Source organism: Faecalibacterium sp. An77, from assembly GCF_002161315.1.
In the GTDB taxonomy this organism is placed as follows: domain Bacteria; phylum Bacillota; class Clostridia; order Oscillospirales; family Ruminococcaceae; genus Faecalibacterium.
In genome coordinates, this window is record NZ_NFHK01000012.1 from 22,039 (window position 1) to 44,139 (window position 22,101).

Genomic DNA, 22,101 nt, shown 5'->3' on the forward strand with positions numbered 1-22,101 from the left:
TCAATACATTTTGTGTATCTTTTTGAAAATTTTTTTCAGACGGATTTTTTTATGATTTACGATTTTCAAGCAGGGCTTTTGCTTTCCTTTCAGAGGTGCTTGGCCGCCAGCAGGTCGGCCAGGTTGCTGCGGACGTCCTCCACCGTATCTTCCTGGCGGCGGCAGACCTCGGTGAACAGGGCATCAATCAGGAACAGCTGGGCCATACGGGCCGGCACCGATCCCAGCTGCAGCGGGCCCTCGTTGGCGCCGCACTGCAGCACCACGTCGGCATAGGCACAGGCCGGCGACTTGGGGAAATGGGTCACCAGCACCACCGGCACCTTCCGCCGGTGGGCCAGCTCCAGCAGTTCCACCGCCTCCCGGGTGGCGCCGGAGTAGGAGAAAAAGAGAATGGCGTCCTGTTCGGTGAGGGTGGCGGTGTAGACAATCTGGGTGTGGGAATCACTCATGGCAAAAAAACTTTTGCCTGCCGTCGAAAAAATGTGGGCTGCCTCCTCCGCCATAATCATGGAACCGCCCTGGCCCATGCAGAACACCTTGTCGGCCCGGGTCAGCAGATCCGCCGCCCGGCGGATGTTGTCGGGCCGGATGAGGGTCAGGGTCTGGGAGATGGCCTCCACCTCGGCGCCGTACAGCTTATGGCACATTTCCTGAATGTCGTCCTCGGGGGTCACTTCGCCGCTGAGGAAGGGCATCCCCCGGCGGCTGCCCACAACATTGGCCAGGGCCAGCTTGAAAGCATTGTATCCCTTATAGTCCAGCTTGCGGCAAAAGCGGGTGATGGTGGCCTCCGCCACCCCGCAGGCCTCCGCCAGCTCGGAAATGGACAAATTCTGCGCCTCCTGCTGGTGGTCGTTGACGTAATCCGCCACCTTGCGCTCCGACGCGGTCAACTGGTAATATTCTGCACTGATCCGTTCCATCACGTTTCGCAGATTGGCAGGCATAGTGGTTTCCTCCTATCATCGCGTTAAAAATATCGGGTTCTGAGTGTATAGTATCATGTATGAAAAAAATTTTCAATCTTTGAAAAATCCCTCTGCTGCTTCCAAAAAAGGCCCCCGGCGGGCTGCGGGGGCAGATGACAACCGTCCCCGAATGTGCTATGATAACATCAGCCGAGGCGGGCCTGCCCTGTAAGGGCAGACGCCGCCTGTCCGACCCGTGTGAAAGGAGCCCTGTGCGATGTTTGGCAGCATATTCAACCCGGAAAACAAGTTCTGGCAGACGCTGGACCATCTGGCCGACCTTTTGATCCTGAGCCTGCTGTGGCTGCTGTGTTCCCTGCCGCTGGTGACGGCGGGCGCCGCCACCACCGCCCTCTACGACGCCGCGGCCCACTGTCTGCACGGCCCCGAGCCCATACCCTGGAAGCGGTTTGTGCAGACGTTCCGCCGGGAGCTGCTCCCCGCCAGTCTGGTGACGGTGGTGTGGGGCGCTGTGCTGCTGATGCTGGTGTACGCCCTGCAGATGACCGCCGCTGCGGCTTCCGCGGGCACCTCTGCCGCCTGGGCCGCCCTGATCTTCTGCCTGGTGGTGATGATTCTGCCGGTGGGGGCCGCCTGCTGGATGTTTCCCCTGCTGTCCCGGTTTGCGTTCCGGCCGGTGGATCTGATGCTCACCGCCCTGCGGCTGACGTTGGGCTGTCTGCCCCGCACCATCGGCCTGGTGGCCATTGTGGGGATTTCGGCCCTGCTGGTGCGGGTGCTGTTGATCCCCATCGTCATCCTGCCGGGGGCGGCGGCCTGGCTGTTCACCCTGCTGCTGGAGCCGGTATTCCGCCGCTACCAGCCCGACGACACCCCCGACGAACCCGTCTCCCCGGACGAGGAGGAGTCTGAAACCCAGGAGGAGGAAGTGTAATCCCCTCCCCCGTATCTTTTATAAATAGGAAGGAGTCTTTCCCTATGGACGAATCGACACAGCTTTACCAGGCCCGCCTGGAGCGGGTCATCCAGCGGATGACCGCCATGGGCCTGACCCAGCTTCTGGTCACCGACCCGGACAGCGTCTGGTATCTGACCGGCTACGACAACGACCCCATCGAGCGGATGCAGGTCTTTTGTGTGCGGCAGGACGGCCGTCACTGCTTTTTCCTGAACCGGCTGTTCCCTGCCCCCGCCGCTCCCTGGGAGCAGGTGTGGTTCACCGACACCGACGACGCCGTGGGCCTTCTGGCCGCCCGGCTGGACCCGGCCGCACCGGTGGGCATCGACAAGACCTGGACCGCCCGCTTCCTGCTGCCCCTGATGGAGCGGCTGCCCGGCGCCCGGCCCGTCCTGGCCTCCGACTGCGTGGACCACTGCCGCGCCTGCAAGGACGAGGCCGAACAGGAACTGATGCGGGCCGCTTCCCGGATCAACGACCAGGTCATGGAGGAAGTGGCCGGCTTCTTCCACGAGGGAGTCACCGAGCGGGAGGCTGCCCGGTTCATTGAGAGCCGGTACACCGCCCTGGGCTGCAGCAGCCCCTCCTTCCCCACCATTGTCTCCTTTGGCGCCCACGGGGCCGACCCGCACCACGAGCCGGACGACACCCCGCTGGCTCCCGGCGACTCCATCGTCATCGACATGGGCTGCCGCAAGGACCGCTACTGTTCCGACATGACCCGCACCTTCTTCTGGCAGGAGGCCAGCGAGGAGGCCCGGGCCGTCCACGATCTGGTACGGGAGGCCAACGAGCGGGCCGAGGCACTGGTCCGCCCCGGCGTCCCCCTCTGTGAGCTGGACAAGGCTGCCCGGGACCACATTGCCGCGGCAGGCTACGGCGAATACTTCACCCACCGCCTGGGCCATTTCATCGGCCAGCGGGACCATGAGCAGGGCGATGTCAGCAGCGCCAACACCGCTCTGGCCGAGCCGGGGATGATTTTCTCCATCGAGCCGGGGGTGTACCTGCCGGGCAAGTTCGGCGTCCGGGTGGAGGACCTGGTGCTGGTGACCGAGGATGGCTGCGAAATCCTCAACCATGTGGACAAGCACGGACGGATTCTGAAATAACCCTTTGGGCCGGGCCTTTTTGCGAGGGCCCGGCTCTTTCTGCGTCCGGCGGCCCGCGCCGGGGCAAAAGCGGTGGTTATGCGTGGATTTTATCCGGCGATGCCCGGGACAGCCCTTCCCGCAGGGCAGACGACCCGCGGGGACGCAGGGTCCGCATTTCCATAAAATTTGGCCATTATTGCAATAAAATACAAAAAGTTTTCCAAATTCACTGGCAAAAAATTAGACGTCATGTTATAATAGTGTCAATTCGGGTTTAGGTATTCTGCCCGGTCTGCACCGGGAAATTGCAAATGAAGGAGGGCCCGTCATGGATTATCTTTTACCGCTGGCTGCCGGCGGCCTGACCTTGTTCGACGCCTCGCTGGTGTCCACCAGTCTGGTGCTGGTGTTCGGACTTCTGGTCGCCCTGTGCCTGATTATCACGCTGGAAGGCAAGCTGTTTGACTCGTTCAACGACAAGGACAGCGCCCAAAAGCGTGCCAAAGCAATGGACGAACTCAACAAGAGCGCCCAGAAAAAGCCGGCTGCACCTGCTGCGCGCGCCGCTGTTTCTGCGCCGGCCGCCCCGGCCCCTGTGGTCGAGACCGGCATCCCGGGCGAAGTTGTGGCTGTGATCTCCGCCGCCATCTACTCGATGGAAGGCGGCCACGCTGTGGTCCGTGAGATCCGCCGTATGCCGCAGGCAGGCGGTTCCCGCCGCGGCGCATGGGGCGACGCCGGTGTGGTACAGAGCACCCGGCCCTTTATGTAACTTCATCGGGGAAGGAAGCGTGATACAATGGGCGCAATTATCAACAATCTTCAGGAAATTTTTGCCAATTCCGGCTACGCACAGATTTTCACGGCGGTGGGCGGCTACCGCTATGCGGTCATGCTGCTGGTAGCCTGCATTCTGATTTATCTGGCCATCGTGCATCAGTTTGAACCCCTTCTGCTGCTGCCGATCGGCTTCGGCATGCTGATGGCCAACCTGCCGCTGGATGGCATCATCCACATGGACATCTTCATCAATGAGACCGGCCATATCAACTGGCAGATGCTGGGCAGCTCAGGCGGTCTGGCGGACTATCTGTACTTAGGCGTCAAGCTGGGCATTTATCCGCCGCTGATCTTCCTGGGCATCGGCACCATGACCGACTTTGAGCCGCTGATCGCCCGTCCCTCCAGCCTGCTGCTGGGTGCGGCTGCGCAGCTGGGTATTTTCGTAGCTTACATCGGCGCCCGCATCCTGGGCTTCAGCCCCGCGGAAGCCGCTTCCATCGGCATCATCGGCGGCGCCGACGGCCCCACCGCGATTCTGACCACCTCCATCCTGGCTCCGGAACTGCTGGGCTCGGTTGCCGTGGCAGCCTACTGCTACATGGCTCTGGTGCCGGTCATTCAGCCCCCCATCATGCGGCTGCTCACCACTGAGAAAGAGCGCCAGATCATCATGGAGGCCCCCCGCAAGGTCAGCCACACCGAAAAGGTCCTGTTCCCCATCATTGTCACCATCCTGGTCAGCCTGCTGCTGCCGGATGCCGCCATCCTGATCGGCTGCCTGATGATGGGCAACCTGATGAAGGAGTGCGGCGTGGTGGAGCGCATCACCAAGACCGCCGGCAATGAGCTGATGAACATCATCACCATTTTCCTGGGCTTCTCGGTGGGCTGCACCACCAACGCAGAGACCTTCCTGAACATGCGGACCGTCATGGTCATCTTCCTGGGCGTCTTTGCCTTCGCCTTCGGCACCGCCGGCGGCGTCATCCTGGGCAAGATCATGTGCTTCGTCACCAAGGGCAAGATCAATCCTCTGATCGGCTCGGCCGGCGTTTCCGCCGTTCCCATGGCCGCCCGTGTCTCCCAGAAAGTGGGTCAGGAATTCAACCCCCGCAACTATCTGCTGATGCACGCCATGGGCCCCAACGTGGCCGGCGTTATCGGCAGCGCCGTGGCCGCTGGTATCCTCATCAACATGTGCCGCGGCCTGTAATCCCCAGCTTACCATAAAAACGGCAGACGGCCAGGCTTTTGAAGCCCGGCCGTCTTTTTGTGTGTATCGGGTTGGTTTTTACAGCAGGCCGAAGTGAACAAAGGCGTTGTACAGGCCGTCCTCCTCCACGGCGGTGGTCACATAGCCGGCCGCCGCCTTGGCTCCATCTCCGCCGCTGCCCATGCAGCAGCTCTGGGCGCAGACCTCAAACATGGGGATATCCACCGCCGCGTCTCCAAAGGCGATGGTGTCCTCCTGCCGGGCGTTCAGGTGTTTCAGCAGCACCTCCACGGCGTGGGCCTTGGTGATGCCCTTCACACCCAGGTCACCGAACAGGGCCGTCTCCCCTGCCCCGCCCCAGGTGCCGTTCTGCAGGTCGGGGAACTGCTCCCTGGCGTCCAGAAAGTCCTGATAGCTGTCCAGGATATAGCTGACCTTGTTCACATCGTCCCGGTAGAGGTCGGCCCCATAGATCATGGTTGGGAACACCGTGTCGGGGCTGGCCTGGTCGGCGTCTGCCTTGCCCTTGCGGCGGCAGTACTCCTTCATCACCGGAACCGCCCGCTGGCGGAAGTTCTCGCTGCCGTACAGGCCGCTGTTGCTCTCCAGGTAGAATTCCAGTTTCCGGCTGTGGAGCCAGTCCACAATCCGCCGGCACTGCTCCGGCGTGACCAGCTGGTGCATCACCACTTCCCCGTCCGACTCCACATAGCTGCCGTTGCCTCCAATGTAGCCGTCCAGGCCGATGTCCCAGATTTCCTGTTTGTTCTCGGCCTTGCTGCGGCCGCTGCACAGGTACACCCGGTGCCCTGCCGCCCGGGCCATCCGGATGGCTTTCACCGCCGAGGCGGGCAGGCGGTTTTCGTAATCCACCAGGGTGCCGTCGATGTCAATGAACAGAATCTTTCCCATGGGTGTTTCTCCTTCTTTCTGGCGTTTTGCGGCCGGGCCGCAGTCCTTTCGGCTTTCATGATACCAGATTTTCGGGGTTTGGTACAGCCTTTTTTGTCCCCCTCCAAACAAGAAGCTCCCCCGCAGAAGCCCGGCCGGGCCGCCGCAGGGGAGCTTGTTTCTTTCAGTGCAGATTTTCCCGGGGAAATGCAGGGCCGCTCACAGCTCTGCGCTGCGGGCAATCTGCTCCTGTTTTTCGCACTCGTCCTCCAGCTGGGCTTTCAAAGCGGAGTCCATCCGGTCCAGCTTGTCCAGCAGGCGGTGAATCTGACTTTGGGTCTTTTGGACCTGTTCCTGGGCCTCGACGATGTGGTCCCGCACCGCCCAGTCGGTGAAGAAATTGTCGAAGAAGAAATCCGCAAACCGCAAAAATCCATCCACTGTGACCTGCATCTCCGGGTTGATTTCCACATCCGCCAGCTCGGTCTTGAACCGCCGCAGCTCCATCTGAAGCCGTTCCGCCAGCTCCTGGGCCTGGTCCAGATGCTCATACTTGGCCAGGTCGCTGAGGACGCTCCCGCCCATCAGGTCTATGGTGCTCCATCCCTCGGCGTCGTCCAGGGATTCCTGCATCTGGCGGGCGGTTTCCAGCGCGGTGTGCCCCGCCTGGACCGCCTCCCGGATTTCCTTTTGGCGGAGTTTCATGGCCATGACGCGGGTCTCGCTCTCCACCAGTTCCTGGGCGGCAGGGCTGTTGGTGGCCTTGATCTCCTGCATCCGGGCCACCAGCGCCTCCTGATAGCGGCGGTCGCAGCCCGACAGCTCTTTCAGCTGGGCCTCCATGCGGCCCAGCTCCCGATCCAGGGCCGACAGTTCCCGGGCGGCGGCATCGTAGCGGACCCGGGCCGCATAAGCCTCCTGCCGCTCTTTGTCCAGCTTTTCCTCCATCCGGCCCGCCATCTGGTAGAAAAACGCCGCCAGGCCGCCCTTTTCCAGGCGGTCCACATCGGCCTGTTCCTCCGCCTTTGTCTTTTCCAGCTCTTTCAGCCGGGAGGCCACTTCCCCCCGCTGGGACTGCAGCTCATGGTACTTGGCCTGCACAATTTTCTGCTGGGCCACCTGCTGCCAAAGCCTTTTCAATTCCTCCATCTGCGGCTCCTTTCGGCCGGGCTAACCGCCGGCGGTCAATCCATCAGACCATACTTCTTATACCAGGCAAAAATCTGGCTGTAGATCAGCTTGTTGCCAAAATACTGGCGATAGGTGGCGGATTTTTCTTTTCCGGCCGCCTTCAGCTGCTCCATCTGCTGTTTTTCCGCCTCAGCCTGGCGGGTCAGGTCGGCCAGCATGGCCTCGAACGCCTCCAAACGATCCATCTTCACCCCTCCGTCCCGTCACAGATTTCCTTCAGGCGCTGCTTCAAAAGCTGATACCGCAGGCGCTTTTCCTCTTTGGCAAAGTGGACCTCCCGAAGCTGCCGGGGATTATCCTCATAACAGAGGGTTTCCCCGCCGAACTGTTCGCTGGTCAGGTCAAACACACGGCCATCCACCACGTTGTAGCAGTGGTAATTCCCGCGGGGGCGGAGAACGCCATACACCTCCCCGCCGAAGATATCCTGCGCCAGGAACGCCGTGATGGAGCACTGGCCCAGGGTCTTGTTTTCGGGGGTCCAGGCGGCCTGCAGCCGCGGCGCACAGGTCTCCCGGCACCACACCTGCGACAGTTTGTCGTACAAATCCAGCGGGGTGCGGATGCCCGGATAGCTTGTCTCCCGGGCCGGGACGTCCGCCTGTTCCCAGCCGTAAAAATGATATTGATCCATGGTGCGCCTCCTTTGTTTCATTGTAGCACACTTGCCCGGGGAAGAAAAGGACCAATCCCGCCCCGAACAAAAAGCGGCGAAGGGTCTCCCCCTCGCCGCCGTTGGATTCAGATATTTCCCTCAGCTGATGAAATTGAAGGACAGGATAACCACGCCCAGGGTCACCAGAATCACGCCGGTGGCCCGGTTGAGGGTCACGGGGTCCGCCTTGTTGGCAAAGACAGCGGCCACCCGCGCCCACAGGAAGGTAAACACCACGCACAGGGCGAACACCACCCAGTCCGGCTGGCTGCCGATGATAAAGTGAGACACCGCCCCTGTCAGAGCGGTGAAGGTCATGATAAACACACTGGTGCCCACAGCGGTTTTCAGCTCATACCCCCGCACCGAGGTAAGGATCAACAGCATCATCATGCCGCCGCCTGCGCCCATAAAGCCGCAGATAAAGCCGATGCCCACCCCGAACACCATGGACTGCACCGCCCGCTTGCGGGGGGAGACCGAATCCATGGACTCCTTGGTGGTCATCACCGGAATCACGATGAATTTGACGCCCAGCAGAAAGGTCATGATGACCGAGAAGTTCCCCATGGCGGCCGCCGGCATCAGGCTGGACACATAGCTGCCCACCACCGTAAAGGCCAGCACGCTGACCATCATAATCAGGCCGTTGCGGACATCCAGATTTTTGTTTTTCCCGTAGGTGTAGGCCGAGACGGCGCTGGCCAACACGTCGGAGGACAGGGCGATGCCCACCGCCATATAGGGGTCCATCCCCAGAAAGGTCACCAGCATGGGGGTGATGACGGCGGCGGCGCTCATGCCGGCAAAGCCGGTGCCCAGCCCCGCCCCCATGCCGGCAAAAAAGGTCACCAGCAGGATGACAAGTCCATTCATTTTGCAATTCCTTCTTTCGGCATCCGGGCGAGATTCTCCCGGACCTTTTTCATAACCCGGACAAAGACCGCCCGGTCCTCTTCCGGCACGTCCCGGAACAGCTTTTCCAGAAATTCCTGCTGGAACCGGCGGCCCCGCTCGATCACCGGCCGGGCCGACTCGGTACAGACCAGAATGGTCCGCCGCCGGTCCTCCTGATCGGGGCGGCGTTCCAGCAGCCCTTCCCGCACCAGCTTGTCCACGTTGACCGAGACCAGATTGGCTTTCAGGCCGCGCACCGCCACGATATCCCGGGCGGACCGGCAGGCCGGATGATTCGCCAGGAACATCAGGATATCAAACGCCGTCTGGGGCATCTGGATCTCCCTGCACAGGGGCTTGCAGGCCTCGGTGTAGGACTCCAGCAGCGCATGGGCAAAATCCATGCTCATTCGTTCCACTTGGTTTCCCTCCCTGATTCTTCATTCTTGAATTTTACAAATTTGAACTATCTTACCACGCAGCTCCCTGAAAGTCAACTGCCCCGCCAGGGTCCTCCCCTTCCCCGCCCAAACAAAAACGCCAGCCCGAAGGCTGGCATTCAACCGGGCTGACGTCAGGAACAGGTTATGTTTTTGATCCGGTCGGCGGAATATTCCGCCAGAAGGCCGCTGTAGATTTCCCGGCTGCCCGAAAGTTCCAGCAGCTCCATGGGCTTGACAATCTCCCCGAAGCTGTCGGGCCGGGTGACATCGTAGCGCACCAGCACGTCCTTCACAAATTCCGAGCAGTAGTAGCAGTTTTTCCGGCGATAGGCCAGGTTGAAAAAGGCCAGCACCAGCCCCAGATAATTGTAGTGGTAGCGCTGGCGGTCCTGATACATGTACTCCAGATGGCGCTTGATCTGCTCATACTGAGCCTGGGTCACCGGGACCCGCAGCACCTTGGCCCGGGTGCGGACAAACCGTCCGAAGGTCCCCGAGACGGGGCTTTCCTGGACAAAGCCGCCCCACACCGGGTTATAGGGGTGAAGCCGCCCAAAGGAATACAGGGTCTGGAGCGAAGCATCCACGCTGATGGATGCGTGATTATAGGCATCACCGGTCACCATGCGAAGAATCTGGGAGAGAATGGTGCCGGTCTGGGTAATGACAATAAAAACAGCTGGTCCGTTTTGGACAGTACGGGTCATGAGGGATGTTCCTTTCCTTCTTTGGGGTGAAGCCGCCCTCCGGCTGGCTCCGGAGGCCGCCCGGACTGGCGGGCAGGCCCCTGTCTTTTATACGAATCAGCGGGACCTTTCATCGCAAGGGAATCCCTGGCTGTGGGACGTTTCTTTTCCTCCGGGGGAGCTTTTTCCCATCCCCGCCGGCCGCCGGAGGCGCCCCCAGGGTGCCGCACACCCTGACCGGCTCCTCACAGAACCATGTCTTTCCACACACTTTTCCTCCTTCGCGCTGTTGGTAAACTCGATCTATTGTACCATGTTTCAGATGTCAAAACTGTGACAGATTCGGGAAAGTTTGGCCCCAAAATCAGGCCGGAACGGGATTTCCGGGCAGCAAAACAGCAGGGCCCCCAAGAGGGAGCCCTGCTTTCGGCGGGATTCACTTCAGCTGATTGAGGCCGGCGCGGCGGATGATGGCGGGATAATCCTTATAGGCAACATCCAGATCCACATTGCCGTTGATCCCCGGAATGCTGCCGGTGCTGCTGTACTGCCACATCCCATAGGGCAGCGGCAGCTTGCCCGGCGTCTTGGTGTAGGACGTGATCCAGAGATCGTAGGCTTTCAGCTGGCTGCTGTCCAGGTTGTTGATCAGCCAGTTGCGGCTGCAGTACAGCCCGGTGTAATATCCGGCCTTTTCCAGCGCCTCACAGAAGGTTTTGACGACATTGGTTCGCTGCTGGACGGTCATATTTTTGGTGGCGGGGTTGTATTCCTGGTCGAACCAGACGGGATACTCCAGCTTCTTGCCCCGGATTGCCGCCAGGCAGGCCCGGGCCTCGGCCTGGGCCGAAGCCGTATCGGAGGCGTAGCTGTACCAGTAGGCCCCCACCGGCAGGCCCACCGACTGACATCCGGCGTAATTGGTCCCGAAGGTGGGGTCCACCACGTCGCCGGAACGGCCCAGCCCTGCCCGCAGAATCACAAAGGACACCTGTCCTGAGGCTTTCACCTGCTGCCAGTTCACCCTCCCCTGCCATTTTGACACATCACAGCCCTTTTTGTTTGCCATAGGGCTCACCTCCTGATGGATTGGTGACGTAGTCTGCCCGGCAGACCGCACTTCTTTGCCCCATCCTATGCCGCCGGACTGCCCCGCGCCACACAAAAAGCCCCGGCCTGCTCCATACAGGCCGGGGAAAAGATGCCGTTTTCGAATATGTCGTTTGTCGGCGGGCGGATCTGCCGGAGCGCGGCGCGTCTTACGGCGCTTTATGGTTGTGGAAGGCGGAGCAGATGGCTTTCACGCATTCTTCCTCCCCCAGGGTGCCGCTGTTGAGGCACAAATCGTAGTTTTCGGCGTCGCCGAAACGCTTGCCGGTATAGTGTTTGTAGTAGGTACAGCGGTTTTTCTCCCGTTTTTCCAGGTCGCCGCCCGGCTCATGGTAGGTCCCCTCCACCCGCTTTCTGCGGGAATCGGCGTCGGCGTAGATATACACCCGGAGGGTCTGGTGATGGCCGTACAGGATGGCATCGGCACAGCGCCCCACCATCACGCAGCTGCCCTTGGCCGCCAGTTCCTCGATGATGCCCGCCTGCTGCAAAAACACCTTGTCCATGACAGGCTGGGCAAACTGCACCCCTGCGGTCAGGTCGCTGAGCAGGCTGGGAACATCTTTGGTCTCGCTGTTCTCAAACAAACGGATATCCATGGAGCTGTTTTGGGCCGCTCTCTCGATGATTTCCCGGTCGTAGAAGGGCAGGCCCAGCTGCTGGGCAACCTTTTTGCCGATTTCCCGGCCGCCGCTGCCATACTGCCGGCTGATGGTGACCACCAGCTGTTCCTGCTGCTCACCGGGCGCTTTGCCGCCGGAACCATTCATCTCGCCGGCCCACTCAAAGCCCTTTTTCGCCGCCAGGACTGCAATCAGCTCATTGATGACCGCGGCCGCCGCAATGGTGCCCTGGACAATCCGGGCGCATTCCGGCGCCGGTTTTGTCAGCACCGACACCGCAATTCCGGTGAACACCAGGGACACGCCCGAGTGGGGCAAAAGGGTCAGGCCCAGGTATTTTCTCACCGTTTCAGGGGATTTTGTAATGGCCGCGCCCAGGTAGGCGCCGCCGTATTTTCCGGCGGCACGGGCCAGAATATAGACGGCGGTGAACAGGCCGGCCCCCAGGATCAGGTGGTAATCCAGCGGCGCGCCCAGATTCAGGATCGTCACAATCATGGTCCCGCCCAGAAGGGGGCTGAAGCTCCCCATGATCTGTTCCAGCCGGGTTTCGGAGATCATATTGGAGAAGGTGGCCGAAAAGGACATGCCGATCAGCATAAAGTTCAAAACCGGCCGGGGCAGCATGGCATTGAACACAAAGCCCCCTGCGGCGGCCACCAGAATCATCCCGATCAAAAGCGCCAGGGTCTGGGGTTTGTCCCGCTCTTTTTTCAGCACCACGCCGGCCACCAGGCCGACGGCCACGCCGATCAGGATGGGGAGAACAATCACCAGGGCAATCATGGAGGCGGGCAGCGACCCGGCTGAGAGATTGCCTGCCACCAGGGCCATGACAATAAAGAACACCACACAGCCCACAATGTCGTCCAGGGCAGCCATGGGAATCAGGGTCTGGGTCACCGGTCCGCTGGTCTTGAATTCCCGGACGATGGACAGCGCCGGCGCCGGCGCTGTGGCCAGGGCGATGCCGCCGAACACCAGGGCCAGATACACCGGCACATCCGTGAACCAGAACACCACGCCGAACACCAGCGAAACCACCGCAAAGGTGCCCAGCGACTGGGTGAGGGTGGTGATGATGATGGCTTTGCCCGAGCGCTTGATTTTGTTCCAGACCAGCTCGGTGCCGATCATCAGGCCCACGCTGCACTCCAAAACATGGACCAGCGTCTCATACCATGCAGCGTCCAGCATCTCCTGGCTGACCAGGGACAGGGCGTGGGGGCCCAGAATCATGCCGGTGAGCAGCCAGCCCAGAATGGCCGGCAGTTTGATCCGGGCCACCAGCTTGCCCATAAAATAGGCGGTTCCTATGGTAAGTCCAAACCGCAGCAGCGTTAAAATCATTGCATTTCACCTGACCTTATAAGGCAGCCTCCAGGGGCTGTACCGACATTTTTCGCGGGGAATCCGGGGCTTTTCAGGTGCGGCGGCCTCCCGGCGGCTCCTTTGCAATGCCGTAGAGCATGATATCGAATATGGACGACAGTCTGCCCTCATGGTCCTGGATCAGCTCGCGGAAATCTCCGCCCTGCTCGGCCTTTTTCTGAAAATAGCCGTTGAACATTTCGCTGGTCATCAGGAAATATTCCAGCGCGGCCTCTTTGGTGATGCCGTCCCGCAGGGTCAGGCAGTCCAGCACGTCCAGGCAGCACTGGCTGAAGTAATCGTCCAGACCTTTGCGCATCTGGGCCAGCTCCCGCACCAGGTGCCGGGGAGGCTGGATGACGGTATTGAAAAAGATATTGGCGTAACAGGGATTCTCGGCCAGAAATTTCTGCCGCGCCATCAGAATCTGCTGCATCCCCTCTTTGGCGTCCTGAAATGCCAGGGCCTGACTTTTCAGGGAATCGGTCATGGCGTCGTAACAGATTTTCACGCAGTTCAGGTACAGGTCGTCCTTGCCCTTGAAATTGTGGTAGAGCAGGCCTTTGGGGATCTGCCCGGCCTCGCAGATGCTGTTGACCGAGGCGGCGTCGTAGCTCTTGCTGCCAAATTCCGCCAGGGCCGCGTGAAGAATCCGCTCCCGTGTCTTTTGGGTTTTCTCCTGCTGTTTCATGGTCCAGCCTCCTCAATATAGACTGTTTGGTCTATTATATGAAAAGTAGACCAATCAGTCAACAATAAAGTGTAAACTTTTTCTGAACAAGGCCGGGCTTTTCCGGCACAAAAAAGACCCCCTGCGGCAGAGCCTGCGCTCTGCTGCGGGAGGTCGGTGGAAGATTTGTTTTGTGGGAACGGCTTTACCAGATGCCGATGACCTGCTGCATTCCCAGGCTGACCACGGCAATGGCCACCCAGCAGCACAGGCCCATCAGAATGGGCTTGCCGCCGGTGCGGACCAGCTTGACCAGGTCGGTATTGAGGCCGATGGCCCCCATGGCCATGATGATGAAGAACTTGGACAGCTCCTTAAAGGGCTGGAACACCGAGGCATCCACCCCGGCGGTGGTGGCGACGGTGGTAATCACCGAGGCCAGCACAAAGAACAGGATGAAGAAGGGGAACACCTTTTTCAGGGAGAAGCTGCTGCCCTGGTTGCCGCCGGCCCGCTTGGCCTTGGCGGTGCGCCAGACGGCCAGCGCCAGGGTGATGGGGATGATGGCCAGGGTGCGGGTCAGTTTGACGATGGTGGCCTGGTCCAGGGTATTGGCGCCGGGATGCATTCCGTCCCAGGCGGCGGCGGTGGCGGTGACCGACGAAGTATCGTTGACGGCGGTGCCGGCAAACAGGCCGAATCCCTCGTTGGACAGGCCCAGCACGCTGCCCAAAGTGGGGAAGGTCAGGGCCGCAATGATATTGAACAGGAAAATCACCGAGATGGCCTGGGCGATTTCATCGTCGTCGGCGTCGATGACGGGGGCGGTGGCGGCGATGGCCGAGCCGCCGCAGATGGAGGAGCCCACGCCCACCAGGGTGGAGATATTGGTGGGAATGTGCATCAGCTTGTGCAGGACAAACGAGACAATCAGGGAGGTGGAGATGGTAGCCAGGATGACGGGCAGCGAGGTGGCGCCCACCCGGGCAATCTCGGACAGGTTCAGGCCGAAGCCCAGCAAAATCACCGCATACTGCAAAATTTTCTTGGATGTATAGGCAATGCCCGCCTGGGTGGCCGCCTTGTTGCGGTAAAACAGAGCGATGACCATGCCCAGCAGGATGGCGAACACCGAGCCGCCCACCACCGGGAATGCTTTGCCCAGCAGCCAGCAGGGCACCGCCAGGGCCAGGCAGAGAAGTACGCCGGGGGCCAGTTCTTTCGTTTTTGTCATAAGATTCCTTCCTTTCCAATCAATCACACAACAGCACCAATATACTCCCAATTCAGCATTATGTAAAATGATGCTTCTTTATTTTTCGATAACGTTTTGTTATAATTGATCCAAAGGAGGCTGTACCATGCTGGATTTCCGCGTCGAGACCTTTCTGACGGTCTGCGAAACCATGAACTTCACCCGGGCCGCCCAGCTGCTCCACATCACCCAGCCGGCGGTATCCCAACACATCCACGCCCTGGAGACCCAGTACGGCACCCGGCTGTTTCTCTACGAGGGCAAGCAGCTGCGGCTGACCGAGGCGGGCCAGCTGTTTTTGCAGACCGCCGCCACCATGCGCCACGATGTCCGCCGCCTGCAGGAAGCCCTGCACCAGATGGATTCCCGGCGGCATCTGCGGTTCGGGGCCACCCTCAGCATCGGGGAATACCTGCTGCCCTCTCCCCTGCTGCGGCTGCTGACCGACGATCCCACCCTGCAGCTGCGGATGATTACCGCCAACACCCAGGAACTGCTCCGGCTGATGGACCAGGGCGAGCTGGATTTCGCCATTGTGGAGGGCAGCTTTGACCAGCAGGTCTACGAGGGCCTGGTTTACTGCGCCCAGCGGTTCATCCCGGTGGCGGCGCCGGATTATCCGTTCCCGGGGCCGGTGCGCCGGATGGCCGATCTGCTGGACGCCCGGCTTCTGGTGCGGGAGCCGGGCTCCGGCACCCGCGGCGTCCTGGAACAGGCTCTGGAAGCCCGCAACCTCACGGTGCACAGCTTCCGCTATCTCACCGAGCTGGGCAGCCTCAATCTCATCAAGTCCCTGGTCTGCGCCGGGGCCGGCATCTCCTTCTTTTACCAGCCGGTGGTCCAGGCCGAGCTGGACCGGGGCGATCTGGTGGAAATCCCCCTGGAGGACGGGGAAATCCGCCACGACTTCACTTTTCTGTGGCGGCGGGGCAGCGCCTTCGCCCCCTATTACCGGGAGGTATTCCGCCTGCTGCACCAGGACTGAAACAAAACAATCCCCCATCTCTGCCAAGCGCAGGGACGGGGGATTTTTGAATAACAGGGCGCAGTCAACCCGGAAGGTCAACCCGCAAACTGGACTTTGATGCTTCCGTTGTCCACATGGAACTCAATGGACTTGCCGGCGCCGGTCTTTGTACTGCTGGGCAGGTTGTTGCTGCCCATCCCCACCGAGGTGCGGATGTTGTAGTCCTCTTCCCGGCCGGCCAGGGTCCCGCTGATGGTGCCGTTGGACACCTCGCACTCGTAGTCGTCGGCCTGGGCGTTGTCAAAGGCAATGCTACCGTTGCTCAGCTCCAGCTCGATCTTCCGGGCAGAGGTATCCGACACCTTGACGCCGCCGTTTTTCACTTCGCCCGACAATTCTCCCACCGTCAGGCCGCTGAGGCTGACGCTGCTGTTGCTGTTTTCCAGCTCCAGGCTCTGCACCTCCACATCCTGGATCTTGACGCCGCTGTTGGTGCCGCGGATCTCGATTTCCTGGTACGCACCAGCCGGCAGGGTGATCTTCATGGACGTCTCCACCTCCGAGCGGTTGCCGTTGCTCTGGCCCCGCTTTTCGATCTTGAGGGTGGAACCCTCCACCCAGAACCGGTACAAGGTCTGGTCCGACGGTTCCACATATTCCACTTCCACCTGGCTGACGTCCGCCGTCTCGATGCGGATGGCGGCATCCTGACTCTCCACGTCCAGCCCGGTGATATTCTGGCTGGCGGTGTAGGTCCGGCGGGTCAGGCCGGAAATCTGAACCTCCTGGGATGCCTGGATGGAGTCGGCTATATCCTCCAGATCTTGCCCGATGACCTGGTTGCTCTCGTCCAGCACCTTGCTGGCAATCTGGAAAGGCACACAGCTGCACAGCAGCGCCGCCGCCAAAGCCGCCGAACCGGCCGACAACAGGATTTGTTTCATAGGAATTTTCCTCCTTTTCATCAGCTGAGATTGAGGCGGTGTTCGAGGAAATAGACGGTGATGCCATAATAGATGGCTCCCACCACGGCGGTGCAGCCCGAAATCACCCAGAGGGCCAGATGAAAGGTCGCCACCCAGTTGCGGTGGAACTCCACCTCGGGAACAGGCATGGCCTCGGTCAAAACGGTGGTGGCCATGCTGAGGAGCACAAAGCAAACCACCGACAGGGCCATTTTATGGCTGCTGAAGCTGTGGCCCGCGGCCAGGGCGGCGTAAAACTGGAGGCAGAGGGTGCAGCCCGCCACAAACCCCAGCACGGCCAGTTCCAGCAGGAACAGTCCATTGTCCGGGAAGGACACCGCCACCCCGTGGACACTCACCAGATGAAACCCCACCTGGATTCCACCGGCCCCCATGGTAAAGTCGGTGCTGTCCGCCAGAATGCACAGGGATACCAGGCTCATGACCAGCGTCGCGGCAAGCCATGCCACCGCCGCCACCAGCTTGGCCCACAGGTGCTGATGCACCGTCACCGGCAGGGTAAGCATCAGGTAGCCCTCGTCTCCCAGCAGGTTCTGCTTGAACCGCAAAATCATGGCCGCCACATTCACCAGGATGCAGGCCACCACCGCCAGGGCGCACAGGGCTGTCAGCAGGTCGCCCAGGTCGCCCAGGTCATCGAAGAAAAACCGGGCTCCCACGGCCAGGGCCAGCATCACCAGATACATGGGAATCATCATCCAGGCGGTGGCCCGGAACTCCTGTTTCATCAGTTTGATCAGCATTTGAACACCTCCCGGAACAGCCCGTCCACGCTCATGCCATGTTCTTCCCGCAGCTGGTCCACCTCCGACTGGAGGGCCACCTGCCCGTTTTTCAGAAAAATCACCTGATCCAGCAGTTTCTCCACGTCGGCGATGAGGTGGGTGGAGATAATCACCGCCGCCTCGGGATTGTAGTTGCCGATGATGGTGGAGAGGATGTAGTCCCGGGTGGCGGGGTCCACCCCGCCGATGGGCTCGTCCAGCAGATACAGCATGGCCGCCCGGCTCATCACCAGAATCAGCTGGACTTTTTCCCGGTTGCCCTTGCTCATCTCCCGCACCCGCAGGGCCGGGTCAATGTGCAGGTCGGACAGCATCTGCAGGGCGGCATCCTGGCGGAAGTCTGCATAAAAATCCTGATAAAACTGCAGAAGATCCCGCACCGACATCCAGGCCGGCACCGCCATTCGCTCGGGCAGATAACTGATCTGGGCATGGCTGGCGGGCTGGCCCGGCTTCAGCCCGCAGGTCTGAATTTCCCCCGAGGTGGGGGTCAGCAGGCCGCAGGCCAGCTTGATGAGGGTGGTTTTGCCGCTGCCGTTGGGCCCCAAAAGCCCCACAATCCGCCCCGGCTCCACCGTCAGGCTGACATCCTCCAGGGCCACCACCCCGCCGTATCGCTTAGTCACATTGGTACACTCCAAAACAGCCATTCAGCTCTCTCCTTTCGTTTCCTGCTCCACCAGCCGGAGGATTTCCTCCCGGCTGTAGCCCAGCTGCTCCATCCCTTCCACAAAGGTCTGGATCTGCCGCCGGGCGCATTGATGGCGCGCCTGCTCGATCCGGGCGCGGTCCTCGGTCACAAACCGCCCCGCCGTCCGCTGACTGTACACCAGGCCCTCCCGCTCCAGCTCGGTCATGGCCCGCTGCATGGTATTGGGGTTGACCCCGGCCTCGGCGGCCAGGTCCCGCACCGAGGGCAATCGCTCCCCCGGCGGCAGGCCCCCCGACACAATCGACGTCTGAATCTGCGCGATCAGCTGCGCATAAATCGGCGCGTCACTGGAAAACTGCCATTTCATATGCCGCCTCCCTTTCGCTTCGTGTTGTTGTATTAATATAATAATACAGTTTTCGTCCTTTGTCAACAGGCAAAACAAGCTTTTTTCAGCTCGCAAAAAGCAGCTTGCAGACGTGATTTTTGCACCTATTGCAGGCAGGCTATGCGGCCGGCGGCTTTTCCGGGTGTATGCGCCGGATCATACAGACCGCACACCTCATACAGGAGTGATACGCTGTTTGCCGGGCCGGCCGGTTTGGGCTGTGCCCTTGATTTTTCCCGCCCGATGGCCTATCATGGGAGCAGACCGGCGGGCGCTGCCCCCACACCACAGAAAAGAGGTACCTGCACATGGAATACCGCAAATTTGACAACACCTATTTTCTCCGCATCGACCGCGGGGAGGAAATTCTGGCCAGCCTGGCCGCCCTCTGCGAAAAGGAGCAGATCACCCTGGGCACCATCACCGGCATCGGTGCGGTGGGCGAGGTGACCCTGGGGGTCTTTGACCGCCAGCAGTTCGCCTATCAGTCCCAGACCTACACCGGCGACTTTGAAATCGCCTCCTGCACCGGCACCGTCACCACCATGGAGGGCAAACCTTATTTCCACCTCCACATGGTGGTGGGCAACCCCACTCTGGATGTCTGCCACGGCGGCCATCTGAACCGGGGCGTCATCAGCCTCACGGGAGAATTCGTCCTGACGGCTCTGTCCGGCCAGGTGGAGCGGAAATACAGCCCTGAAGTGGGCCTGAATCTGTTCCAGTTCGTGGACTGAGCCCCTGCCTTCCCCATCACCGCCGCCGGCTTCTTCCGCCGGGCGGCGGCTTTTTTTCGTCTGGACCCAAAAAGAGGGCGGCAGCCTTTCCGGCTGCCGCCCTGCGCTCCCTCCAGACCCGCTGGTTCTCAATACAGCATTTTCAGCACCTCTACACAGGCATCGATCCCCAGCAGGCCGCTGTCCAGCGAAATCTGATCGTTTTTTGCATAGCCCCATTTCATATCGGTATAAAAAGGGAATGCCCAGACTGATATAGAAGAAATACTCCTGCGAATATTGAAAGGTCTCCTCATTGACCGTGCCGCCGAACAACGCGATGATCTGGTTTTGCAGCAGCAGATACACCGCTGTCAGCACCAGACTTCCGGCCACACTCATGACCACAGCATTCCCCACACTGCGTTTGGCCGCGGCCTGGTCCCCCTGACCCAGGCTGATGCTCACAAAGGCGCAGCAGCCGTCTCCGATCATCACGGCAATGGCCAGCGCCACCACCGTCAGAGGAAAAACCACCGTGTTCGCAGCATTGCCATAGGACCCCAGATAGCTGGCATTGGCGATGAAAATCTGGTCGACGATGTTGTACAATGCGCCTACCAGCAGAGAAATGATGCACGGAACCGCGTACCGTCTCATCAGACGGCCCACCGGTTCGGTGCCCAGAAATTGACTGTTCTGTTCCATAAAGCGTTTCCCTCTTCCTCACAAAAAGCGCGCAGCCCTCTGTCGCTGGATTTACGCCATAGGCTACGCGCTGGTTCCGTCTATTTCAGTCCAGATAGTTTCCCACCGGGCTGGCATTGTACTGCCGGATGATTTTGACCAGGATGGACCCATCCGGCTGTTCCTGCTCCTCCACGATCCTGTGGAGAATATGGTATCGCTCCAGGTTTTTCTTGTATTGTTCCACTTCCTGCCGCACCAGGACCGCCGACTCGCTGCGGTTCCAGCCCTCCTTCGGCAAAAAGCGCAGCGTCTGGCAGATACAGGCCGCCTGCACACGTTTCATTGAATGACCCTCTCTTTCCAAAAAATAAAACGCGCAGCCTCCACGCAACCGGAATTACGCATGGAAGCTACACGTTGTATCTGTTATTATAGGTCATTCCATCCAAGAAATCAAAGGGATTTTTGTACAAAGAATCCGCTGTCTCTTTTGGAAAAAGTGTCCTGATCCGCCCGGATTCCCCCGCTTGTCCCCTTTCGGATTTCCCTCCGGCTGCGGTGTTCCAAATCAAAACGACGCTGTCATGCCGCAAAAACAGGCGCCATCCCATTTTGTCCATTTCTGAATCATTCCGCCCCTCATTTCGTTTGACTTTTCGCGGGTTTCATTGTACCATATTCACTGACGTTTCCGTGGCGCAAAGCAGCCGCTGCGCGCCGGATGAAGGCCCCGTATTCCTTTGGGATATGGCGCCACGACCAAGCACATTGCGAGGCCCGCCGGGCCGGAAAGAGAGAGTTGGTATTCCCATGATCTACGCCTTGATCCTATTCGCCGTCACCTATGCGCTGATGCTGATGTTCAGCGCATACCGGCCCTATATTGCCGTGGGGTCGGCCGTCATTTTCATCGCCACCGGCATGCTGCCCTTCAACGAGATTGTGGGCGCCATCGACTTCAATGTCCTGCTGATGATCGCCGGCACCATGGGCCTGGTGCAGCTGTTCATTGACAGCAAGATGCCCGCCCTGCTGGCCGACCTCATTATGGAAAAGGTCCCCAACGTCCAGATGGCTGCCGTGGCGCTGGCTCTGTTCGCCGGCGTTATCTCGGCCTTCGTGGACAACGTGGCCACCGTCCTGATGGTGGCCCCCATCGCCATGGAGATCTGCAAGAGGCTCAAGACCAATCCCGTCCCCTTCATCATCGGCGTGGCGGTGTCCTCCAACCTGCAGGGTGCGGCCACCCTGGTGGGCGACACCACCGCCATCATGCTGGGCTCCTACGCCAACATGAACTTCCTGGACTTTTTCTTCTACCGCGGCCGTCCCAGCATCTTCTGGTCCGTGGAGCTGGGCGCCCTGGCCTCTGCCCTGATTCTGGCCTGGCTGTTCCGCAAGGAAAAGAACCCCATCCCCAAGGCTCCCACCCGCACCAAGGTCACCGACTTTGTCCCCACCTATCTGCTGGTGATCATGCTGGCTCTGCTGATCTCGGCCTCCTTCATCCCCAACAAGCCCGACATCACCAACGGTCTGATCTGCACCTCCCTGCTGGTGGTGGGCATAATCTACACCCTGTTCAAGACCCGGGACTTCTCGGTGGCCATCAGCCCCGTCAAGGCCATCGACTTTGAGACCATCGGCCTGCTGTTCGGCCTGTTCCTGGTCATCGGCGGCATCACCCACATGGGCGTGGTGGACGCTGTGGCCAACCTGCTGGCCCAGATGGGCGGCGGCAGCCTGTTCGTCATCTACACCGTCATTGTCTGGGCGTCGATGCTGTTCTCGGCTTTCATCGACAACATCCCCTATGTGGCCACCATGCTGCCGGTGGTCACCGGCCTGGCCGCTGCCCTGAACGTGGACCCCACCGTCCTCTACTTCGGCCTGCTGTCGGGCGCTACGCTGGGCGGCAACTGCACCCCCATCGGCGCTTCCGCCAACATCACCGGCACCGGCATCCTGCGCCGCGCCGGCTACGAGGTCAAGAGCAGCGACTTCTTCCGCATCGGCATCCCCTTCACCCTGGCCGCTATCATCCCCGCCTACATCTACATCTGGGTGATGTTCCACTGATTCATAGCCCAACGGCACAAAGAGCGCAGACCTTTTCAGGGCCTGCGCTCTTTTCTTATGCGTTGA

General features: G+C 60.4%; 24 protein-coding genes and 2 pseudogenes. 7 read left to right on the plus strand and 19 right to left on the minus strand.

The genetic code is table 11. The features are described from left to right. Positions 1-89 precede the first annotated feature (89 nt). Positions 90-950 carry a MurR/RpiR family transcriptional regulator gene (locus B5G28_RS06020; protein WP_087246874.1) on the minus strand — a complete coding sequence of 287 codons (861 nt, stop codon included), beginning with the start codon at positions 948-950 and terminating at the stop codon, positions 90-92. 238 nt (positions 951-1,188) lie between these two features. Here B5G28_RS06020 and B5G28_RS06025 point away from each other — a divergent pair, with 238 nt between their 5' ends. From B5G28_RS06025 to B5G28_RS06040, 4 genes are all read left to right on the plus strand, one after another. Then, a complete protein-coding gene (locus B5G28_RS06025) occupies positions 1,189-1,866 on the plus strand; it encodes a DUF624 domain-containing protein (protein ID WP_087246876.1) in 678 nt (225 codons plus the stop codon). Positions 1,867-1,910: 44 nt separating this feature from the next. Beyond that, entirely contained in the window at positions 1,911-3,002 is a 1,092-nt protein-coding gene (locus B5G28_RS06030; protein WP_087246878.1) for a Xaa-Pro peptidase family protein, read from the plus strand. 310 nt (positions 3,003-3,312) lie between these two features. Further along, positions 3,313-3,756: an OadG family transporter subunit gene (locus B5G28_RS06035; RefSeq protein WP_087246880.1), complete on the plus strand. Its 444-nt coding sequence runs from the start codon at positions 3,313-3,315 to the stop codon at positions 3,754-3,756. 27 nt (positions 3,757-3,783) lie between these two features. Then, positions 3,784-4,980, plus strand: coding sequence for a sodium ion-translocating decarboxylase subunit beta (locus B5G28_RS06040; RefSeq protein WP_087246882.1), 1,197 nt, complete (start codon positions 3,784-3,786; stop codon positions 4,978-4,980). Between the two features lie 78 nt (positions 4,981-5,058). Here the strand turns inward: B5G28_RS06040 and B5G28_RS06045 are convergent, their stop codons facing one another. From B5G28_RS06045 to B5G28_RS06095, 12 genes and pseudogenes are all read right to left on the minus strand, one after another. Further along, positions 5,059-5,892 (minus strand): Cof-type HAD-IIB family hydrolase, encoded by an 834-nt coding sequence (locus tag B5G28_RS06045; protein ID WP_087246884.1) that lies wholly within the window; start codon positions 5,890-5,892, stop codon positions 5,059-5,061. Positions 5,893-6,090: 198 nt separating this feature from the next. Then, positions 6,091-7,020 (minus strand): hypothetical protein, encoded by a 930-nt coding sequence (locus B5G28_RS06050; RefSeq protein WP_087246886.1) that lies wholly within the window; start codon positions 7,018-7,020, stop codon positions 6,091-6,093. 35 nt (positions 7,021-7,055) lie between these two features. Beyond that, positions 7,056-7,247, minus strand: a complete 192-nt coding sequence (locus tag B5G28_RS06055) for a hypothetical protein (protein WP_087246888.1) — start codon at positions 7,245-7,247, stop codon at positions 7,056-7,058. Positions 7,248-7,249: 2 nt separating this feature from the next. Next, positions 7,250-7,696: a hypothetical protein gene (locus B5G28_RS06060; RefSeq protein WP_242967474.1), complete on the minus strand. Its 447-nt coding sequence runs from the start codon at positions 7,694-7,696 to the stop codon at positions 7,250-7,252. Between the two features lie 120 nt (positions 7,697-7,816). Then, positions 7,817-8,593: a sulfite exporter TauE/SafE family protein gene (locus B5G28_RS06065; RefSeq protein WP_087246892.1), complete on the minus strand. Its 777-nt coding sequence runs from the start codon at positions 8,591-8,593 to the stop codon at positions 7,817-7,819. Further along, positions 8,590-9,024, minus strand: coding sequence for a MarR family winged helix-turn-helix transcriptional regulator (locus B5G28_RS06070; protein ID WP_087246894.1), 435 nt, complete (start codon positions 9,022-9,024; stop codon positions 8,590-8,592). Before B5G28_RS06070 ends, B5G28_RS06065 begins: the two co-directional genes overlap by 4 nt. A 164-nt stretch (positions 9,025-9,188) precedes the next feature. Next, entirely contained in the window at positions 9,189-9,764 is a 576-nt protein-coding gene (locus B5G28_RS06075; protein ID WP_087246896.1) for a hypothetical protein, read from the minus strand. Between the two features lie 415 nt (positions 9,765-10,179). Further along, positions 10,180-10,812, minus strand: a complete 633-nt coding sequence (locus B5G28_RS06080) for a glycoside hydrolase family 25 protein (RefSeq protein WP_087246898.1) — start codon at positions 10,810-10,812, stop codon at positions 10,180-10,182. Positions 10,813-11,002: 190 nt separating this feature from the next. After that, positions 11,003-11,623 carry a cytidylate kinase-like family protein gene (locus B5G28_RS14985; protein WP_242967480.1) on the minus strand — a complete coding sequence of 207 codons (621 nt, stop codon included), beginning with the start codon at positions 11,621-11,623 and terminating at the stop codon, positions 11,003-11,005. Then, positions 11,624-12,826, minus strand: a pseudogene (locus B5G28_RS06085) (cation:proton antiporter); the annotation flags it as partial. Positions 12,827-12,899: 73 nt separating this feature from the next. Then, the gene (locus tag B5G28_RS06090) at positions 12,900-13,538 is read right to left on the minus strand and encodes a TetR/AcrR family transcriptional regulator (protein WP_087246902.1); all 639 of its coding nucleotides are present in this window, start codon (positions 13,536-13,538) and stop codon (positions 12,900-12,902) included. A gap of 184 nt (positions 13,539-13,722) precedes the next feature. Beyond that, positions 13,723-14,751, minus strand: a complete 1,029-nt coding sequence (locus B5G28_RS06095; RefSeq protein ID WP_087246904.1) for a YeiH family protein — start codon at positions 14,749-14,751, stop codon at positions 13,723-13,725. 127 nt (positions 14,752-14,878) lie between these two features. On the opposite strand from B5G28_RS06095, the gene B5G28_RS06100 reads away from it, so the two are divergent. Beyond that, entirely contained in the window at positions 14,879-15,757 is an 879-nt protein-coding gene (locus tag B5G28_RS06100) for a LysR family transcriptional regulator (protein WP_087246906.1), read from the plus strand. A 77-nt stretch (positions 15,758-15,834) separates the two neighbouring features. On the opposite strand, the gene B5G28_RS06105 is transcribed toward B5G28_RS06100, so the two are convergent. From B5G28_RS06105 to B5G28_RS06120, 4 genes are read right to left on the minus strand one after another with little or no spacing between them, the layout of a single operon-like run. Further along, complete coding sequence (locus tag B5G28_RS06105) at positions 15,835-16,683, minus strand: DUF4097 family beta strand repeat-containing protein (protein WP_158099586.1); 849 nt, start codon at positions 16,681-16,683, stop codon at positions 15,835-15,837. Between the two features lie 20 nt (positions 16,684-16,703). After that, positions 16,704-17,468 (minus strand): hypothetical protein, encoded by a 765-nt coding sequence (locus tag B5G28_RS06110; protein WP_087246909.1) that lies wholly within the window; start codon positions 17,466-17,468, stop codon positions 16,704-16,706. Further along, positions 17,462-18,160 carry an ABC transporter ATP-binding protein gene (locus tag B5G28_RS06115; protein ID WP_087246911.1) on the minus strand — a complete coding sequence of 233 codons (699 nt, stop codon included), beginning with the start codon at positions 18,158-18,160 and terminating at the stop codon, positions 17,462-17,464. The genes B5G28_RS06110 and B5G28_RS06115 overlap by 7 nt, the downstream gene beginning before the upstream one ends. After that, positions 18,161-18,529: a GntR family transcriptional regulator gene (locus B5G28_RS06120; RefSeq protein WP_087246913.1), complete on the minus strand. Its 369-nt coding sequence runs from the start codon at positions 18,527-18,529 to the stop codon at positions 18,161-18,163. It abuts the gene before it with no gap. Positions 18,530-18,858: 329 nt separating this feature from the next. Here B5G28_RS06120 and B5G28_RS06125 point away from each other — a divergent pair, with 329 nt between their 5' ends. Then, positions 18,859-19,287, plus strand: coding sequence for a PPC domain-containing DNA-binding protein (locus B5G28_RS06125; protein ID WP_087246915.1), 429 nt, complete (start codon positions 18,859-18,861; stop codon positions 19,285-19,287). A 234-nt stretch (positions 19,288-19,521) separates the two neighbouring features. On the opposite strand, the pseudogene B5G28_RS06130 reads toward B5G28_RS06125, so the two are convergent. Continuing rightward, positions 19,522-19,974 (minus strand): annotated as a pseudogene (locus B5G28_RS06130) (MATE family efflux transporter); the annotation flags it as partial. Between the two features lie 85 nt (positions 19,975-20,059). After that, positions 20,060-20,299, minus strand: coding sequence for a hypothetical protein (locus tag B5G28_RS06135; protein ID WP_087246917.1), 240 nt, complete (start codon positions 20,297-20,299; stop codon positions 20,060-20,062). Positions 20,300-20,766: 467 nt separating this feature from the next. On the opposite strand from B5G28_RS06135, the gene B5G28_RS06140 reads away from it, so the two are divergent. After that, a complete protein-coding gene (locus B5G28_RS06140) occupies positions 20,767-22,035 on the plus strand; it encodes an SLC13 family permease (RefSeq protein ID WP_087246918.1) in 1,269 nt (422 codons plus the stop codon). Positions 22,036-22,101 lie beyond the last annotated feature (66 nt).

Excerpts from the sequence above, each read along its gene's own strand:
- B5G28_RS06110 (WP_087246909.1), bottom strand. The coding sequence starts at position 17,468 with ATGCTGATCAAACTGATGAAACAGGAGTTCCGGGCCACCGCCTGGATG.
- B5G28_RS06095 (WP_087246904.1), bottom strand. The coding sequence starts at position 14,751 with ATGACAAAAACGAAAGAACTGGCCCCCGGCGTACTTCTCTGCCTGGCC.
- B5G28_RS06100 (WP_087246906.1), top strand. The coding sequence starts at position 14,879 with ATGCTGGATTTCCGCGTCGAGACCTTTCTGACGGTCTGCGAAACCATG.
- B5G28_RS06080 (WP_087246898.1), bottom strand. The coding sequence starts at position 10,812 with ATGGCAAACAAAAAGGGCTGTGATGTGTCAAAATGGCAGGGGAGGGTG.
- B5G28_RS06055 (WP_087246888.1), bottom strand. The coding sequence starts at position 7,247 with ATGGATCGTTTGGAGGCGTTCGAGGCCATGCTGGCCGACCTGACCCGC.
- B5G28_RS06125 (WP_087246915.1), top strand. The coding sequence starts at position 18,859 with ATGGAATACCGCAAATTTGACAACACCTATTTTCTCCGCATCGACCGC.
- B5G28_RS06035 (WP_087246880.1), top strand. The coding sequence starts at position 3,313 with ATGGATTATCTTTTACCGCTGGCTGCCGGCGGCCTGACCTTGTTCGAC.
- B5G28_RS14985 (WP_242967480.1), bottom strand. The coding sequence starts at position 11,623 with ATGAATGGTTCCGGCGGCAAAGCGCCCGGTGAGCAGCAGGAACAGCTG.
- B5G28_RS06040 (WP_087246882.1), top strand. The coding sequence starts at position 3,784 with ATGGGCGCAATTATCAACAATCTTCAGGAAATTTTTGCCAATTCCGGC.
- B5G28_RS06030 (WP_087246878.1), top strand. The coding sequence starts at position 1,911 with ATGGACGAATCGACACAGCTTTACCAGGCCCGCCTGGAGCGGGTCATC.
- B5G28_RS06140 (WP_087246918.1), top strand. The coding sequence starts at position 20,767 with ATGATCTACGCCTTGATCCTATTCGCCGTCACCTATGCGCTGATGCTG.
- B5G28_RS06075 (WP_087246896.1), bottom strand. The coding sequence starts at position 9,764 with ATGACCCGTACTGTCCAAAACGGACCAGCTGTTTTTATTGTCATTACC.
- B5G28_RS06065 (WP_087246892.1), bottom strand. The coding sequence starts at position 8,593 with ATGAATGGACTTGTCATCCTGCTGGTGACCTTTTTTGCCGGCATGGGG.
- B5G28_RS06105 (WP_158099586.1), bottom strand. The coding sequence starts at position 16,683 with ATGAAACAAATCCTGTTGTCGGCCGGTTCGGCGGCTTTGGCGGCGGCG.
- B5G28_RS06020 (WP_087246874.1), bottom strand. The coding sequence starts at position 950 with ATGCCTGCCAATCTGCGAAACGTGATGGAACGGATCAGTGCAGAATAT.
- B5G28_RS06120 (WP_087246913.1), bottom strand. The coding sequence starts at position 18,529 with ATGAAATGGCAGTTTTCCAGTGACGCGCCGATTTATGCGCAGCTGATC.
- B5G28_RS06060 (WP_242967474.1), bottom strand. The coding sequence starts at position 7,696 with ATGGATCAATATCATTTTTACGGCTGGGAACAGGCGGACGTCCCGGCC.
- B5G28_RS06090 (WP_087246902.1), bottom strand. The coding sequence starts at position 13,538 with ATGAAACAGCAGGAGAAAACCCAAAAGACACGGGAGCGGATTCTTCAC.
- B5G28_RS06070 (WP_087246894.1), bottom strand. The coding sequence starts at position 9,024 with ATGAGCATGGATTTTGCCCATGCGCTGCTGGAGTCCTACACCGAGGCC.
- B5G28_RS06050 (WP_087246886.1), bottom strand. The coding sequence starts at position 7,020 with ATGGAGGAATTGAAAAGGCTTTGGCAGCAGGTGGCCCAGCAGAAAATT.
- B5G28_RS06025 (WP_087246876.1), top strand. The coding sequence starts at position 1,189 with ATGTTTGGCAGCATATTCAACCCGGAAAACAAGTTCTGGCAGACGCTG.
- B5G28_RS06045 (WP_087246884.1), bottom strand. The coding sequence starts at position 5,892 with ATGGGAAAGATTCTGTTCATTGACATCGACGGCACCCTGGTGGATTAC.
- B5G28_RS06115 (WP_087246911.1), bottom strand. The coding sequence starts at position 18,160 with ATGGCTGTTTTGGAGTGTACCAATGTGACTAAGCGATACGGCGGGGTG.
- B5G28_RS06135 (WP_087246917.1), bottom strand. The coding sequence starts at position 20,299 with ATGAAACGTGTGCAGGCGGCCTGTATCTGCCAGACGCTGCGCTTTTTG.